This is a genomic window from Halomonas sp. LES1 (assembly GCF_031846005.1).
Lineage (GTDB): Bacteria > Pseudomonadota > Gammaproteobacteria > Pseudomonadales > Halomonadaceae > Halomonas.
This window is the reverse complement of the sequence record NZ_JAVRGC010000003.1, coordinates 325,522-340,393: the sequence shown is the minus strand read 5'-3', so window position 1 is coordinate 340,393 and position 14,872 is coordinate 325,522. Positions and strand designations below refer to the sequence as shown.

The window sequence follows — 14,872 nt, the reverse complement described above, 5'->3', positions numbered from 1 at the left end:
TGCGCGTTACCATAGCGACCATTTACGAACCGCAGAGTCCGCTTTCCATGAGTGCAGCTTCCGAGAAGATCCGCGTCCTTACCGGCATTACCACCACCGGTACCCCCCACCTGGGTAACTATGTCGGTGCCATCAAGCCCGCCATCGAGGCGAGCCAGGACCCGGGTGTCCAGTCCTACTACTTCCTGGCCGACCTGCATGCATTGATCAAGTGTCAGGATCCGCGTCGGGTGCAGGAGTCGCGCCTGGAGATCGCCGCCACCTGGATGGCGCTCGGCCTGGACACCGATAACGCCATCTTCTACCGGCAGTCGGACATTCCCGAGATCCCCGAGCTGACCTGGATGCTCACCTGTGTCTGTGCCAAGGGGCTGATGAATCGTGCCCATGCCTACAAGGCGGCGGTAGCCGAGAACGAGGCGGCCGGCAACCAGGACCCCGACAAGGGCATCACCATGGGCCTGTTCGGGTACCCGGTGCTGATGGCCGCCGATATCCTGATGTTCAACGCCAACCGGGTGCCGGTGGGGCGTGATCAGATCCAGCATATCGAGATGGCCCGTGATATGGCGGGTCGCTTCAACCATCTCTACAAGGGACAGTACTTCACCCTGCCCGAGGCGGTGGTGGACCAGAAGGTCGAGGTGCTGGGTGGTCTGGACGGACGCAAGATGTCCAAGAGCTACAACAACACCATTCCGCTGTTCGTTTCCGAGAAGAAGCTGCAGAAGCTGGTGCGCAAGATCAAGACCAACTCGCTGGAGCCCGGCGAGCCCAAGGATCCGGATACCTGCACCCTGTTCCAGATCTACTCCGCGTTCGCCACGGCCGAGGAGACGGCGGCCATGCGCGAGGAGTATGCCGGTGGCATCGGCTGGGGCGAGGCCAAGAACCGTGTCTTCGAATACCTCAACGACCATCTGCGCGAGCCTCGCGAGCGCTACCAGGCGTTGCTGGAGGATCCGGGGCATATCGAGCAGGTGCTGCTGAAGGGGGCCGAGCGCGCTCGGGCCGAGGCGGCGCCTCTGATGGACCGCCTGCGGCAGGCGGCAGGACTGGGTCGCTTCGTCTGATGCCGCCTCGGCTGCGGTGATAGGACGGGCGCCTGATGGCGCCCGTCATTCGTTCGAGCCTTTAATTACTTTTTGGTATCAATTTCTTCTTTTAAATACTTTTACGCGATTTAAGGGGCCCGTTATCCTGACGGGTTTGCGGGCACCCTGTCCCGTGATGTCCATCTCCCCGTGATGCTCCTCTGCCTCCGAGTGAACCTGCCATGAGTGAATTCGCCTTGACCCGACCCAAGCGACTCTCCCTTCCCGCCGTGGCGGCCGGGGCCCTGCTGCTGGGGGCCCTGGTCGTGGGCACCCTCTTCGGCGCGCGCCTGGGGGGGCTGATGGTGGTTGGCGGCCTGCTGGGCATGGTGCTCTACCATGCGGCCTTCGGCTTTACCGCCGCCTGGCGGGTCTTTATCACCGAGCGGCGAGGCCGTGGCCTGCGCGCGCAGATGGTGATGCTGGCCATCGCGGTGTTGCTGTTCTTCCCGGCACTGGGGGCCGGCAGCCTGTTGGGTCAGCCGGTCTATGGCTTCGTGGCACCCATCGGCGTATCGGTGGTGTTCGGGGCCTTTCTCTTTGGTGTGGGCATGCAGCTGGGGGGTGGCTGTGCCTCCGGCACCCTGTTTACCGCCGGGGGCGGCAATGCGCGCATGATGATCACCCTGGTGTTCTTCATTATCGGCTCGCTGATCGGTACCGCCCACTTCGGCTGGTGGCAGAGTCTGCCGGCACTCCAGCCGGTGTCGCTGGTCAAGACCGCGGGCACCGGGGGGGGAATGGCGATCAGCCTGGCGCTGTTTGCGGCCATCGCCGCCTTTACGGTGGTGATGGAGAAGCGCCGGCACGGGCAGCTCGAGCGGGCAGCGAAGATCGATGTCGGCAATCGACGCTGGCTTCTCGGTCCCTGGCCACTGCTGGCGGGGGCCGTGGCCCTGGCGCTGCTGAACTTCGCCACCCTGGCCCTGGCCGGCCGCCCCTGGGGCATCACCTCCGCCTTCGCCCTGTGGGGCGCCAAGGGCTTCACGGCACTGGGGGGAGATGTCAGCCAGTGGGGCTACTGGCAGTCCTCGTGGAATGCCGCCGCCCTGGAGGCCACGATCTGGCGTGATATCACCAGCGTCATGAACATCGGCCTGATGCTCGGTGCCTTGATCGCCGCCTCGCTGGCCGGCCGTTTCGCCCCCAGCTTTCGCATTCCCCTGCGCTCGGTGCTGGCTGCCGTGATCGGTGGCATCATGCTCGGCTATGGTGCTCGTCTGGCCTTCGGCTGCAATATCGGCGCCTACTTCAGCGGTATCGCCTCCGGCAGCCTGCACGGCTGGGTGTGGCTGGTGGCGGCCTTCGCCGGCAACATGCTCGGGGTGAAGCTGCGGCCGTTCTTCTTCAAGGCATCGGCCTCATCCATCGCGCCGGTCAAGGGAAGCTGACGGCACCGCAGGCACTTTCGGGGTGGGTTCCATGGGAGGGGGCGGTGGTTGCGTCATGGTGGGCCTCTCTCATCACGTGTGGTGGCCCGAATGGAGTTGGCACTCTGTCATGAGTGTGATTATTCTAAATTAACAATAATGACTCCCGTGGCTAGCGCGCCACTCCAATGAAAGGAACCGACGATGTCGATTCAACGCTGGCTACTGGCTCTCTTCCTGATCCTGTTCGCGGTGACCGCGCAGGCGCGGGACTACTATGTCGATATCACCAATGACACCGGCTACACCATCTACTACCTCTATGTCAGCCCCGGGAAGTCGACCTCCTGGGAGGAGGATGTGCTGAGAGACGAGGTCATGCTCGATGGCGCCTCGCGTCGGGTCACGCTGACCGGGTACAAGAGCCCTGTCTTCGACATCAAGCTGGTCGACTCGGACGGCGACTCCTATACCTTCTGGGGTGTCGATGTATCGCGTCGCGACCTGGTGGTAACCCTCGACGACCTCGACTGAGGCTCAGTCTGGTCGCCAGGGTTTAGCAACCCGGCATTGAGCGCCCCGGTCTTGGCCGGGGCGCTGCCGTTTCGTGCATGGTAGAGTATTCGAGGGGTGCCGACAGGGTGCCCCAGGCCTGTTCCCGTCAACCGATCGAGAGCTGAGATGACCACCGAATCCAAGCGCCCCTTGTATATTCCCTATGCCGGCCCGCCGCTGCTGGAGATGCCGCTGCTCAACAAGGGCAGCGCCTTCAGTCAGGAAGAGCGCATCGAGTTCAACCTGATCGGCCTGTTGCCGCAGTGTGTGGAGTCCATCGAGGAGCAGCTGGAGCGGGCCTACCGACAGTACCAACAGTGCCAGACCGATCTCGACAAGCATATCTACCTGCGCGCCATCCAGGATGACAACGAGACCCTCTATTATCGACTGGTCTCGGAGCACCTCGAGGAGATGCTGCCCATCATCTATACGCCCACGGTGGGCAAGGCGTGTCAGGAGTTCTCCAATATCTATCGCAACCACCGGGGGCTGTTCATCAGCTATCCCGATCGTGACCGGATGGATGACATCCTGCGCTCCGCCACCAAGGAGAAGGTCAAGGTGATCGTGGTCACCGATGGCGAGCGCATTCTTGGCCTGGGGGATCAGGGTATCGGTGGCATGGGGATTCCGATCGGCAAGCTGTCGCTGTATACCGCCTGTGGAGGCATCAGCCCCGCCTATACCTTGCCGATCATGCTCGATGTGGGGACCAACAACCAGGCGCTGCTCGATGACCCGATGTACATGGGGTGGCGCCACCCGCGGATCTCCCAGGAGGAGTATGACGCCTTCATCGAAGCGTTCATCGTGGCGGTGAAGCGGCGCTGGCCGGGGGTGCTGTTGCAGTTCGAGGACTTTGCCCAGGCCAATGCCGTGCCGCTGCTGACGCGCTACCGCGATGAGCTGTGCTGCTTCAACGACGATGTCCAGGGGACCGCCGCGGTGGTGGTAGGCACCCTGATGGCGGCCTGCAAGGCCCGTGGTGAGGGGATCACCCAGCAGCGTGTGGTGTTCGTGGGAGCGGGCTCCGCCGGCTGCGGCATCGCCGAACAGGTGGTGGTGGCCATGCAGGCGGAGGGGCTCTCCGAACGGGAGGCTCGCGACCGTATCTACATGGTCGACCGGGAGGGGCTGGTCACCGACGACCAGGACTGGTTGCGCGATTTCCAGAGCCGTCTGGCCCACGGTGCGGCCCTCACCGAGGGCTGGAGTGGCCAGGATCTGGTCGAGACGGTGCGACGGGTCAAGCCGACGGTGCTGATCGGGGTGTGCGGGCGGCCGGGCATCTTTACCGAGGAGGTGGTGCGTACCATGCACGCCTGCTGCGAGACGCCGGTCATCATGCCACTCTCCAACCCCACCTCCCAGGCCGAAGCCTTGCCCGAGGATGTGATTCGCTGGACCGATGGGGCGGCGCTGGTCGCGACCGGCAGTCCCTTCGCCCCGGTGGAGTACGAGGGGCGCACCATTCCCATCGCCCAGTGCAACAATGCCTATATCTTCCCGGGGATCGGCCTTGGGGTGATCGCCGCCGAGGCTCGGCGAGTGACCGACGACATGTTGATGGCAGCCTCGCGAGCGCTGGCGCGCGAGGCGCCTATCGTCAAGGAGGGCAGGGGCGCGCTGCTGCCACCGCTGAGCACGATTCGCGAGCTCTCCAAGGCGATCGCCTTCGATGTGGCCGGTCAGGCCCAGGGCGAGGGCATGGCGCTGAAGACCAACGGCATCAAGCTGCGCGAGGCCATCGAGCGCAACAGCTGGACCCCGGAGTATCGGCGCTATCGTCGCCGCTCCTTCTAGGCCAGCAGCGCCGACTCAAGCGCTCTGAGCCAAGAGGTTGTTCGACATCTGACGCTCGAAACCAATAAGCCCCGCCGGATATTCCGGCGGGGCTTATTGAAGTCTGTTTCAACTGGGGAAGCTCAAGGCTAATTCGGCGACAGGCCCCGGGGCGCCGGACCGTCGAGGGGGCGCTGTGAACCCGTCCCTGGGCGCTACCGATGCCCTCCCTGGCATAGGACCCCCTCTATGGCCTGTCCCCGACGCCTCTCGCCTAAGTGCTATCAGGCCGAACCGATCATCTTGCGCAGCACATAGTGCAGGATGCCGCCATGGCGGTAGTACTCCAGCTCGTTGGCGGTATCGATGCGGCACAGCGCCTCGATGTGCTTCTCGCCCTTGTCGCTCTTGATGGTCACCTTGACGCTGCTGCCCGGGGTGAGCTCGGAGAGCCCTGCGATGGAGATCTGCTCATCGCCGGTGAGCCCCAGCGACTGGCGACTCTCGCCCTCGGGGAACTGCAGCGGCACCACGCCCATGCCGATCAGGTTGGAGCGGTGGATACGCTCGTAGGACTCGGCCAGTACCGCGCGGACGCCAAGCAGGCGCGTCCCCTTGGCGGCCCAGTCACGACTGGAGCCGGTGCCGTACTCCTTGCCAGCCACCACCACCAGCGGAGTTTTCTCCTGCTGGTACTTCATGGCGGCGTCATAGATCGCCATCTGTTCGCCGGAGGGCACATGGCGTGTCTCGCCGCCCACCACGCCGTCGAGCATCTCGTTCTGGATGCGGACGTTGGCGAAGGTGCCACGCATCATCACTTCATGGTTGCCGCGCCGTGAACCGTAGGAGTTGAAGTCCACCGGCTTGACCCCGTGCTCCTGCAAGTAGCGACCGGCGGGACTGTCGGGCTTGATGGCGCCGGCCGGCGAGATATGGTCGGTAGTCACCGAGTCACCCAGCATGGCCAGGATACGGGCGTCCTTGACGTCCTCCACGACATCGGGCTCTCGCTGCATGCCGTCGAAGAAGGGCGGATGCTGGATATAGGTGGAGTCCGTCGACCACTGGTAGACCTTGCTCTGGGGCACCTCGATGGCCTTCCAGACCTCGTCGCCGTCGAAGACCTCGGCATACTGCTTGCGGAACATCTCGGTGTTGACCCGCTCCACCGCTTCGGCGATTTCCGCCTGGCTGGGCCAGATATCCTTGAGGTAGATCGGCTCACCGTCCTTGCCGGTGCCCAGCGGTTCGCGGGTCAGGTCGAGCTGGACGTTGCCGGCCAGGGCATAGGCCACGACCAGGGGCGGTGAAGCCAGCCAGTTGGTCTTGACCAGCGGGTGCACGCGACCCTCGAAGTTGCGGTTACCGGAGAGGACCGAGGCCACGGTGAGGTCGGCCGTATTGATGGCCTGCTCAATGGGCTCCGCCAGGGGACCGGAGTTACCGATGCAGGTGGTGCAGCCATAGCCCACCAGGTTGAAGCCGAGGGCGTCGAGGTCCTCCTGCACGCCACCGGCGGCCAGGTAGTCGGTGACCACCTTGGAACCCGGCGCCAGCGAGGTCTTGACCCAGGGTTTGGTGGCTAGCCCCTGCTCGCGGGCCTTGCGGGCCAGCAGGCCGGCAGCCATCATCACGCTGGGGTTGGAGGTGTTGGTACAGGAGGTGATGGCGGCGATCACCACATCGCCCGGGTTGAGCTTGAACTGCTCCCCGTCGAGGTCGACGTCCTGGCTGTCGGCATGCTCGAAGCTGCGCTCCACGCCCACCGCGGTCTGCCCGCCTTCGGAGAACAGGCGGCCCTTCTCCACGGATGCGGCCTGCTTGACGCCCGGCTCGGTGGTTCTGGCCTCCGTGTCGTCCTCGAGCAGCGCCTCGAAGGTCGACTTCATGTCGGAGAGGGCCACGCGATCCTGCGGGCGCTTGGGGCCGGCCAGGCTGGCTTCGACCTCGGTCATGTCCAGCGCCAGGGTGTCGCTGAACACCGGCTCCTCGCCGGGCTCGCGCCACAGACCCTGGGCCTTGCTGTAGGCCTCCACCAGGGCGATCTGAGCATCGTCGCGGCCGGTGAGGCGCATATAGGTCAGCGTCTCGTCGTCTACCGGGAAGAAGCCACAGGTGGCGCCATACTCCGGTGCCATGTTGGCGATGGTGGCGCGGTCGGCCAGTGGCAGGTCCTTGAGGCCGTCACCGTAGAACTCCACGAACTTGCCCACCACGCCGTGATTGCGCAGCATCTGGGTCACCGTGAGCACCAGGTCGGTGGCGGTGATCCCCTCGCGCAGCTTGCCGGTCAACTTGAAACCGACCACCTCGGGAATCAGCATCGAGACCGGCTGGCCCAGCATGGCGGCTTCGGCCTCGATACCCCCCACGCCCCAGCCAAGTACGCCGAGGCCGTTGATCATGGTGGTGTGAGAGTCGGTACCCACCAGGGTGTCGGGGTAGGCGAGGGTCTTGCCGTCCTGCTCCCTGGTCCACACCGTTCTGCCCAGGTACTCGAGGTTGACCTGGTGACAGATGCCGGTGCCCGGTGGCACCACACGGAAGTTGTCGAAGGCCTCCTGGCCCCAGCGCAGGAACTCGTAGCGTTCGCGGTTGCGCTCCATCTCGATGGCCACGTTATCCTTGAACGCGGAGGGGTTGCCGAACTTGTCCACCATCACCGAATGGTCGATGACCAGGTCCACCGGGGAGAGCGGGTTGATCCGTGCCGGATCCTCGCCCAGGCGCTCGACGGCCGCACGCATGGAGGCGAGGTCGACCACCCCCGGCACGCCGGTGAAGTCCTGCATCAACACACGGGCCGGCCGGTAGCCGATTTCGCGGTCGGAGCGTCCCTCCTGCTGCCAGTCCACCAGTGCCTGCATGTCCTCCCGGGACACGCTCTCGTCATCGGCAAAGCGCAACTGGTTCTCGAACAGGATCTTGAGGGTCTTGGGCAGGCGCTCGACGCTTCCCAGCGCCTCGGCTGCCTTGGACAGGCTGTAGTAGTGGTAGGTCCGGCCTGCGGCCTCGAGGCTCTGCAGAGTATCGGAAAAAGAGTCGGTGCTCATCGAAATCCTCCCGTCGGAGTGTGAACGAACCTTCCTGGTACGCCTTAATGTATATGGTCATGATAGGCAGGCTTTTCAACTGCTGCCCGGAGGTGCTTGAAATGTTCGCCGGGTGTCGCCATCTCATTTCATCTGTGTCAGCGTTGCGCAAGCGCCGGAAAGTCATGCGCCAACCCTTGCTTTCATGACAGGCCGAGCACGGCCGGGGAGTTCCCATGCATGAAGAGGCACTGACCCCGCGGCGGGTGCGTTGTCCCTACTGCGATGCCCCCTTCGATCTGCTGCTGGATGCCTCCCAGGGCAGCCAGATCACCTGGGAGGATTGCCACGTCTGCTGTGCGCCTATCCAGGTACGCATCGAGGCCGACCCCGGCGATCCCGAGGTGCTGACGGTGGTGCTGGGCCGCGACGACGAGGTGCTCTAGCGACGCGCGACAGGGCTGCCTCGATCGGGGCACACCGACCCTAGAAGGCGGCGTGGCTGTTACAATGGCGCCACTCTATTTCGAACGTTACTGCACGAGGTCTTTCCATGAGCGATGTGCGTCATGAGCGCCTGATCATTCTCGGTTCCGGTCCGGCGGGGTATACCGCCGCCGTCTATGCGGCCCGCGCCAACCTCAAGCCGCTGCTGATCACCGGCATGCAGACGGGTGGGCAGCTGACCACCACCACCGATGTGGACAACTGGCCCGGCGATGATGCCGGCGTACAGGGACCCGAGCTGATGGAGCGCATGAAGCGCCACGCCGAACGCTTCGATACCGAGGTGCTGTTCGACCATATCCACGAGGTGGAGCTGCGTGAGCGCCCCTTCACCCTGAAGGGCGACAACGGCACCTATACCTGCGATGCACTGATCATCGCCACCGGCGCCAGCGCCCGCTATCTGGGGCTGGAGTCCGAGCAGAAGCTGATGGGCCAGGGCGTGTCGGCCTGTGCGACCTGCGATGGCTTCTTCTACCGCAACCAGGAGGTGGTCGTGGTCGGTGGCGGCAATACCGCCGTGGAGGAGGCCCTGTATCTGGCCAATATCGCCTCGAAGGTTACCCTGGTGCACCGTCGTGACAGCCTGCGTGCCGAGAAGATCCTGCAGGACAAGCTGTTCCAGAAGGCCGAGGAGGGCAAGGTGGTGCTGGAGTGGAACCACACCCTGGAGGAGGTGCTGGGCGACAACAGCGGCGTGACCGGTGTGCGTCTGGCCTCCACCACGACCGGCGAGACCAAGGAGCTCGCGGCACCGGGCGTGTTTATCGCCATCGGCCACAGCCCCAACACCGGCATCTTCGAGGGGCAGCTGGAGATGAATGGTGGTTATATTCGGGTCCGCTCGGGCCTCGACGGCAACGCCACCGCCACCAGTGTGCCGGGCGTGTTCGCCGCCGGCGACGTGATGGACCATGTCTACCGCCAGGCGGTCACCTCCGCCGGCAGCGGCTGCATGGCCGCCCTGGATGCCGAGCGCTACCTCGACGAATTAAGTTAGTAGCCGGAAGAGCGTCGCTTCGCTACTGGAAGCTGCAAGAAAAGGCTTATCCCAGTGCTGGTGGAGGCATGCTGTTTTCCAGCTTCCAGCTTCCAGCTTCCAGCTTCCAGCTTCCAGCTTCCAGCTTCCAGCTTATGGCTTAGCGCGAAGCGGCCTGGTGGTACGGCGTCGCGGCTTTCCCGGTGACAGGCCGGTTCGGGGGCGCTGTGCCCCCCTCCCTGGGCGCTACCTCGGCCGTCCATGGTCCTCGGACCCCCTTCCGGCCTGCCCCCGGCGCCGCTCACCCTGTGGTGGCGCTACGCTTTCCTTGCCCCTTGCCCCTTGCCCCTTGCCCCTTGCCCTTTGCCCTTTGCCCCTTGAGGCTAATAGTGAGGCGGTAGCTCGTCCTCGGCGCTTGGTGCCGCCGCATCTCCCTCCTGCAGTGCCTGCTGCTGCTCGCGAATCTTCCGCTGCATCAAGTCATTGATGCGCTCCAGCCTGGTCAGGCGTGTCTCCTGGGCGGCGACCGCCTGGTCCAGGGTGTCCAGCCAGTGTTCCTGGTAGGCGATACGGCTCTCCAGTGCGGTGAGGCGCTCGTCAAGGGTGTCGGACGTGTGGGTCGTGCTCATGCTAGAATCCTTGCGCTGCGTGCCACCGTTCATCGTGGCACCTTCCTCGTGGTTATCAATATCGTTCATTGCCAACTAGAGAGTCATTCGAGCCCATGAATCGCAAGCTCATGTTTCGCTGTAGTCTGATCAGTCTGCTGCTCGCTGCCCCGGCGCCGTTGCTGACCGCCCTGTTTATTCACCTGGCCGGCGGCGCCTTGTCCGAGGCGCTGTTCGACAGCCTCCGGCTAGGCGGCGTCGCGGTGGTCTATGCTGCCTCGGCCCTGGCGGTTTTCCTGGTGCTGCTGGTCGCCACCCTGGCAGTCAATGCCCTCAGTCCCCAGCTGGTCAACCTGGCCGAGATCGAGAGCGATGACCGTGAGCTCGGTGAGGTGAAGTGGTTCAACGTCAACAAGGGGTATGGCTTTATCACTCGCGACAGCGGCGAGGATGTCTTCGTTCACTTCCGGGCCATTCGTGGCCGCGGTCACCGCACCCTGGCCGAGGGCCAGAAGGTCCGCTATTACGTGGTGGAGAACGAAAAGGGGTTACAGGCCGACGATGTCACGGTGATTACCTGAATCGCAGCGCCACCGGCCGGCTCCGGGGCGCCCTGCACTCACACCTGTAGTACTCAGGCCCTTGGTGCTTACGCCTTTGAATATCGCCCCGCAGCCGCGGGGCGATGTCGTTTCGGGCTACCGGCCGGAGTCGGGCCAGTGGATCTCTGCTTCACGCCCGTCGGGGAGCACCTGCAGGAAGCGGTCGGGCTCGTCGCCGAGTTGCCAGCCGCCCAGCGAGCAGCGCACCTCGCCGCCCAGGTGGCGGGCGGTGGAGCGCGCGCAGGCCGCGTCATTCGACCAGGGAGTCTGGGCGCTATCGAACCAGAGACTGGCGAAGCCGTCGGCGGCACGCTCCACCAGCAGCACCGGGATCTCGTTGCCGGCGAGCTGGCCACGGGTGCGCCACTTGCCCTTGCCGGCCGGGGCCAGAGGATCGGCTCCGATGGCCTCGCCCAGCCACGCATTCAGTGCCTCCACGGGGGCCTTGGCCAGGTAGATCTCGATATCGGGATAACGGGGTTCGCTGTCAGCTGTCATGCAAGCCTCAGGGTCGGGCACTGCCGTTGATGAACAGGTGCTTCATGATCGCTTCATAGATGCGGCTCAGCTCGTCCAGGTCGCTGGCCCGCACCCGCTCGTTGACCTGATGGATGGTGGCATTGAGGGGGCCCAGCTCCACCACCTGGCTGCCCAGGGTAGCGATAAAGCGTCCATCCGAGGTGCCACCGCTGGTGGAGAGCTCGGGGGTCTGGCCGGTGATCTCCTCGACGCCGCGTACGCTGGCTTCCACGAGTTCGCCCTCGGCGGTGAGGAAGGGCTCGCCGTTGAGGGTCCAGTCCAGTTCGTAGTCCAGGCCGTGGGCGTCGAGAATCGCCGCGGTGCGCGACTTGAGCTGCCCGTGGGTCACCTCGGTGGAGAAGCGGAAGTTGAACACCACCTCCACCTCGCCGGGGATAACGTTGGTGGCGCCGGTACCCGAGCGAAGGTTGGAGATCTGGAAGCTGGTCGCGGGGAAGAAGTCGTTGCCGTCGTCCCAGTGCTCCCGGGTCAGCGCATCCAGCGCAGGCATGGCCTGATGGATGGGGTTGCGCGCCAGGTGAGGGTAGGCCACATGGCCTTGCACTCCCTTGATATGCAGCACGCCGCCCAGGGAGCCACGGCGACCGTTCTTGACCACGTCCCCCAGGCGAGCGGTGGAGGAGGGCTCGCCGACGATACAGTAGTCGAGCCGCTCGTGGCGTTCGCGAAGATGCTCCACCACGGCGCGCGTCCCGTCCTTGGCCGGGCCCTCCTCATCGGAGGTGATCAAAAACCCCAGTCGGCCGTGGTGATCGGGGTGGTCGGCGATAAAGCGCTCCACCGCGGTGATCATGGCCGCCAGGCTGCCTTTCATGTCGGCGGCGCCTCGGCCTCGCAGCATGCCGTCGTCATCGATGCATGGCGTGAAGGGGGGGGTGTCCCAGTGGGTGTGAGGGCCGCTGGGCACCACATCGGTGTGGCCGGCGAAGGCCAGCAATGGACCGTGGTGACCACGGGTGGCCCAGAAGTTCTCGACATCGCCGTAGGGGAGGTGTTCGATATGGAAACCGAGCGCCGCGAGGCGCTCGATCATCAGTTCCTGACACCCCAGGTCGTCCGGCGTCACCGATGGGCGTGCCAGCAGGTCGAAGGCGAGCCGCAGGGTGGGCGAGAGGCCGGCAGGATCAGTTATGGGCATGCAGTGCCTCGTTGAGCGCGATGGCGCTCTTGTTGGTCAGGCACTCGATGCGGCCGTTCTGGGAGTTGCGTCGCAGCAGCAGGTCGTCCTGGTTGGCCAGCTCACGGGCGGCCACGGTACCGGCCTCCTGGCCCTGGTCGTCGAGCAGGGTGACCTTGGCACCGGCGGTCAGGTAGAGACCCGCCTCCACGGTGCAGCGGTCCCCCAGCGGGATGCCGATGCCGGCATTGGCACCGATCAGGCAGCCTTCGCCGACCTTGATCACGATATTGCCGCCTCCCGAGAGCGTGCCCATGGTGGAGCAGCCGCCGCCGAGGTCGGAGCCCTTGCCGACCATGACCCCGGCCGAGATCCGGCCCTCGATCATGCCCGGTCCTTCGGTGCCGGCGTTGAAGTTGACGAAGCCCTCGTGCATCACGGTGGTGCCCTCGCCGAGGTAGGCACCCAGGCGAACCCGGGCGGTGTCGCCGATACGCACGCCGCCGGGAACCACGTAGTCGGTCATCTTGGGGAACTTGTCGACACAGTCGACGGAGAGGGCTCGGCCCTCCAGGCGCGCCTTGAGACGGCGGGCGGGCAGCTCCTGGACGTCGATGGCGCCCTCGTTGGTCCAGGCGATATTGCGCAGCAGGCCGAACATGCCGGTAAGGTCGAGGCCGTGGGGCTTGACCAGGCGATGAGACAGCAGGTGCAGCTTGAGGTAGACCTCGGGGACGCTCTGCGGGGGCAGGTCCTCGGCGATAAACATCGCCACCAGCGGGCGAGTGGCCGCGGCGAGGGTCTCGGCCAGCTGTGCCTGCTCGGCGTGACCGGCGGCCTTGAGGGCGCCGGCCAGCTCGCCACACTGCTCGGGCAGGAAGCTGACCGCAGCGTTACCCTCCGGGACGTCCAGCACCTGCTTGACCGCCGCGACCAGGTCGGCATCGGGCTCGAGGAGGGGGGCGGGGTAGTAGATCTCCAGCCAGTCGCCCTGGGTGTTCTGGGTGCCGGTTCCGAGTGCAAAGCTCAGCATATCGAGAGTCCTTGTAGAGTCGAGTCGTGTGTTCAGAGGGGCCGCTTAGCCCTGGAGGTCGTCGTAGTCGCCGTCGCGATAGCCCACGCGGATGTCATCGCCGGTATCCAGCAGGGGGCGCTTGAGCAGGGTGGGGTGGGCGAGCAGCAGCTCGCGGGCGCTGTTGGCATCCACCTCCCGCTTCTCCTCGTCGGACAGATTGCGCCAGGTGGTGCTGCGCTTGTTGAGCGCCGTCAGCACCGGCACCCTGTCGAGAATATGTTCGAGCAGTGGCGCGGAGAGGCCATCCTCGCGCAGGTCGTGGAACTGGTAGGGAGCGCCGGAACTGTCCAGCGCCTTGCGCGCACGGCGACAGGTGTCGCAGTTCTTGATGCCGTACAGGGTAAACATCACAGCCTCCTCTCGATGAAGTCGCGGATGCGGCGCGCCGCCTCGGCGGTGGCCTGGGGCTCGGCGACCAGCGCCAGCCGCAGGCGGCCGCTGCCGGGGTTGATGCCAGCGTTGGGGCCGTCGGGTGCGGGGCGGCCCATATAGCTGCCGGGCAGTACGCTCACGTTGGCATGGCGCAGCAGCTCCCGGGTAAAGCCCTCGTCGTCACCGCCGGGGACCGCCGGCCACAGGTAGAAGCTTGCCTCCGGGGTGGGGAACGCCAGCACCGGGGCGAGAATGCGGGTCACGGCGTCGAACTTCTCGCGGTAGGCGTCGCGATTGGCGCGCACATGGCTCTCGTCGCGCCAGGCGGCGATCGAGGCGTGCTGCACCGGCAGTGCCATGGCGCAGCCGTGGTAGGTGCGATAGCGCCTGAAGGGGGCGATCAGCCCGGCGTCGCCGGCCACGAAACCCGAGCGCAGCCCGGGCAGGTTGGAGCGTTTCGAGAGGGAGTGGAAGACCAGGCAGCGTCGATAGTCGTGACGCCCGAGGGCCGCGCAGGCCTCGAGCAGCCCGGGGGGTGGGGAGGTCTCGTCCAGATAGAGTTCCGAGTAACACTCGTCCGAGGCGATAAGGAAGTCGTGTTCGTCGGCGAGCTCGATCAGTCGCTGGAACTCGGCCAGCGGCGTGACCGCCCCCGTCGGGTTGCCGGGCGAGCAGAGAAAGACGATCTGTACCTGGCGCCAGACGTCGGCGGGTACGGCCTCGATGTCGGGGCGAAAGCCGCTTTCGGCGTTGCAGTCGAGGTAGTAGGGCTCGCCACCGGCGAGCAGAGTGGCGCCCTCGTAGATCTGGTAGAAGGGGTTGGGCATGGCCACCTTCGCCGGACGGCTGCGGTCCAGCGCCGCCTGAACGAAGGCAAACAGCGCCTCGCGGGTACCGTTGACCGGCAGCACCTGGGTGTCGGGGTCGAGGCCGTCAAGGCCGAAACGGTGCCTGGCCCAGTCGGCGATGGCCTGGCGAAGCTCGGCGCTGCCGGCGGTGGCCGGGTAGCGAGCGAAGTCGGCCTGACTCGCCTGCAGCGCCTCGAGGGCGCCGGCATAGGGGGCGTGCTGGGGCTCGCCGATGGTCAGCGGGATAGGCGCGAGCTCCGCGGGAGGCATCACGCCGGCCCTGAGGGCGGCCAGCCGCTCGAAGGGGTAGGGCTTGAGGGCGTCGAGATCAGGGTTCATGGGTGTCCAGGCGCGCCTCTTGGGCCGTGGCCGCAGGCGTCGTCGT

Annotated in this window: 14 protein-coding genes; 7 read left to right on the top strand and 7 right to left on the bottom strand. The window is 65.4% G+C overall.

The features are described from left to right. The first annotated feature begins 47 nt into the window (after positions 1-47). The 4 genes from trpS (at position 48) to RM463_RS08850 (ending at position 4,825) form a co-directional block, all read left to right on the top strand. On the top strand, positions 48-1,073 hold the full coding sequence (gene trpS, locus RM463_RS08865) for a tryptophan--tRNA ligase (protein ID WP_195687847.1): 1,026 nt from the start codon (positions 48-50) through the stop codon (positions 1,071-1,073). 203 nt (positions 1,074-1,276) lie between these two features. Continuing rightward, complete coding sequence (locus RM463_RS08860) at positions 1,277-2,485, top strand: YeeE/YedE family protein (RefSeq protein ID WP_311429800.1); 1,209 nt, start codon at positions 1,277-1,279, stop codon at positions 2,483-2,485. 183 nt (positions 2,486-2,668) lie between these two features. Continuing rightward, positions 2,669-2,998 (top strand): hypothetical protein, encoded by a 330-nt coding sequence (locus tag RM463_RS08855; protein WP_311429799.1) that lies wholly within the window; start codon positions 2,669-2,671, stop codon positions 2,996-2,998. A 147-nt stretch (positions 2,999-3,145) separates the two neighbouring features. Then, a complete protein-coding gene (locus RM463_RS08850) occupies positions 3,146-4,825 on the top strand; it encodes an NAD-dependent malic enzyme (RefSeq protein ID WP_311429798.1) in 1,680 nt (559 codons plus the stop codon). Between the two features lie 263 nt (positions 4,826-5,088). Here RM463_RS08850 and acnA read toward each other — a convergent pair whose 3' ends face one another. Beyond that, positions 5,089-7,860 carry an aconitate hydratase AcnA gene (gene acnA / locus RM463_RS08845; protein WP_311429797.1) on the bottom strand — a complete coding sequence of 924 codons (2,772 nt, stop codon included), beginning with the start codon at positions 7,858-7,860 and terminating at the stop codon, positions 5,089-5,091. A 215-nt stretch (positions 7,861-8,075) separates the two neighbouring features. Here acnA and RM463_RS08840 point away from each other — a divergent pair, with 215 nt between their 5' ends. Further along, complete coding sequence (locus RM463_RS08840) at positions 8,076-8,285, top strand: CPXCG motif-containing cysteine-rich protein (RefSeq protein WP_132042877.1); 210 nt, start codon at positions 8,076-8,078, stop codon at positions 8,283-8,285. A gap of 107 nt (positions 8,286-8,392) precedes the next feature. Continuing rightward, entirely contained in the window at positions 8,393-9,346 is a 954-nt protein-coding gene (trxB, locus tag RM463_RS08835; RefSeq protein WP_311429796.1) for a thioredoxin-disulfide reductase, read from the top strand. A 362-nt stretch (positions 9,347-9,708) separates the two neighbouring features. Here trxB and RM463_RS08830 read toward each other — a convergent pair whose 3' ends face one another. Continuing rightward, complete coding sequence (locus tag RM463_RS08830; protein WP_229332961.1) at positions 9,709-9,954, bottom strand: SlyX family protein; 246 nt, start codon at positions 9,952-9,954, stop codon at positions 9,709-9,711. 95 nt (positions 9,955-10,049) lie between these two features. On the opposite strand from RM463_RS08830, the gene RM463_RS08825 reads away from it, so the two are divergent. After that, positions 10,050-10,514: a cold shock domain-containing protein gene (locus RM463_RS08825; protein ID WP_311429795.1), complete on the top strand. Its 465-nt coding sequence runs from the start codon at positions 10,050-10,052 to the stop codon at positions 10,512-10,514. Positions 10,515-10,631: 117 nt separating this feature from the next. On the opposite strand, the gene RM463_RS08820 is transcribed toward RM463_RS08825, so the two are convergent. Genes RM463_RS08820 through dapC form a run of 5 tightly spaced genes read right to left on the bottom strand, consistent with a single transcriptional unit; the run spans position 10,632 to position 14,826 of the window. Next, positions 10,632-11,033: a hypothetical protein gene (locus tag RM463_RS08820; protein ID WP_311429794.1), complete on the bottom strand. Its 402-nt coding sequence runs from the start codon at positions 11,031-11,033 to the stop codon at positions 10,632-10,634. Positions 11,034-11,040: 7 nt separating this feature from the next. Then, entirely contained in the window at positions 11,041-12,213 is a 1,173-nt protein-coding gene (dapE, locus tag RM463_RS08815) for a succinyl-diaminopimelate desuccinylase (protein WP_311429793.1), read from the bottom strand. Beyond that, positions 12,200-13,225, bottom strand: a complete 1,026-nt coding sequence (dapD, locus tag RM463_RS08810; RefSeq protein WP_311429792.1) for a 2,3,4,5-tetrahydropyridine-2,6-dicarboxylate N-succinyltransferase — start codon at positions 13,223-13,225, stop codon at positions 12,200-12,202. Before dapD ends, dapE begins: the two co-directional genes overlap by 14 nt. A gap of 45 nt (positions 13,226-13,270) precedes the next feature. Further along, the gene (locus RM463_RS08805) at positions 13,271-13,615 is read right to left on the bottom strand and encodes a Spx/MgsR family RNA polymerase-binding regulatory protein (RefSeq protein WP_195687949.1); all 345 of its coding nucleotides are present in this window, start codon (positions 13,613-13,615) and stop codon (positions 13,271-13,273) included. Beyond that, complete coding sequence (dapC, locus tag RM463_RS08800; protein WP_311429791.1) at positions 13,615-14,826, bottom strand: succinyldiaminopimelate transaminase; 1,212 nt, start codon at positions 14,824-14,826, stop codon at positions 13,615-13,617. Before dapC ends, RM463_RS08805 begins: the two co-directional genes overlap by 1 nt. Positions 14,827-14,872 lie beyond the last annotated feature (46 nt).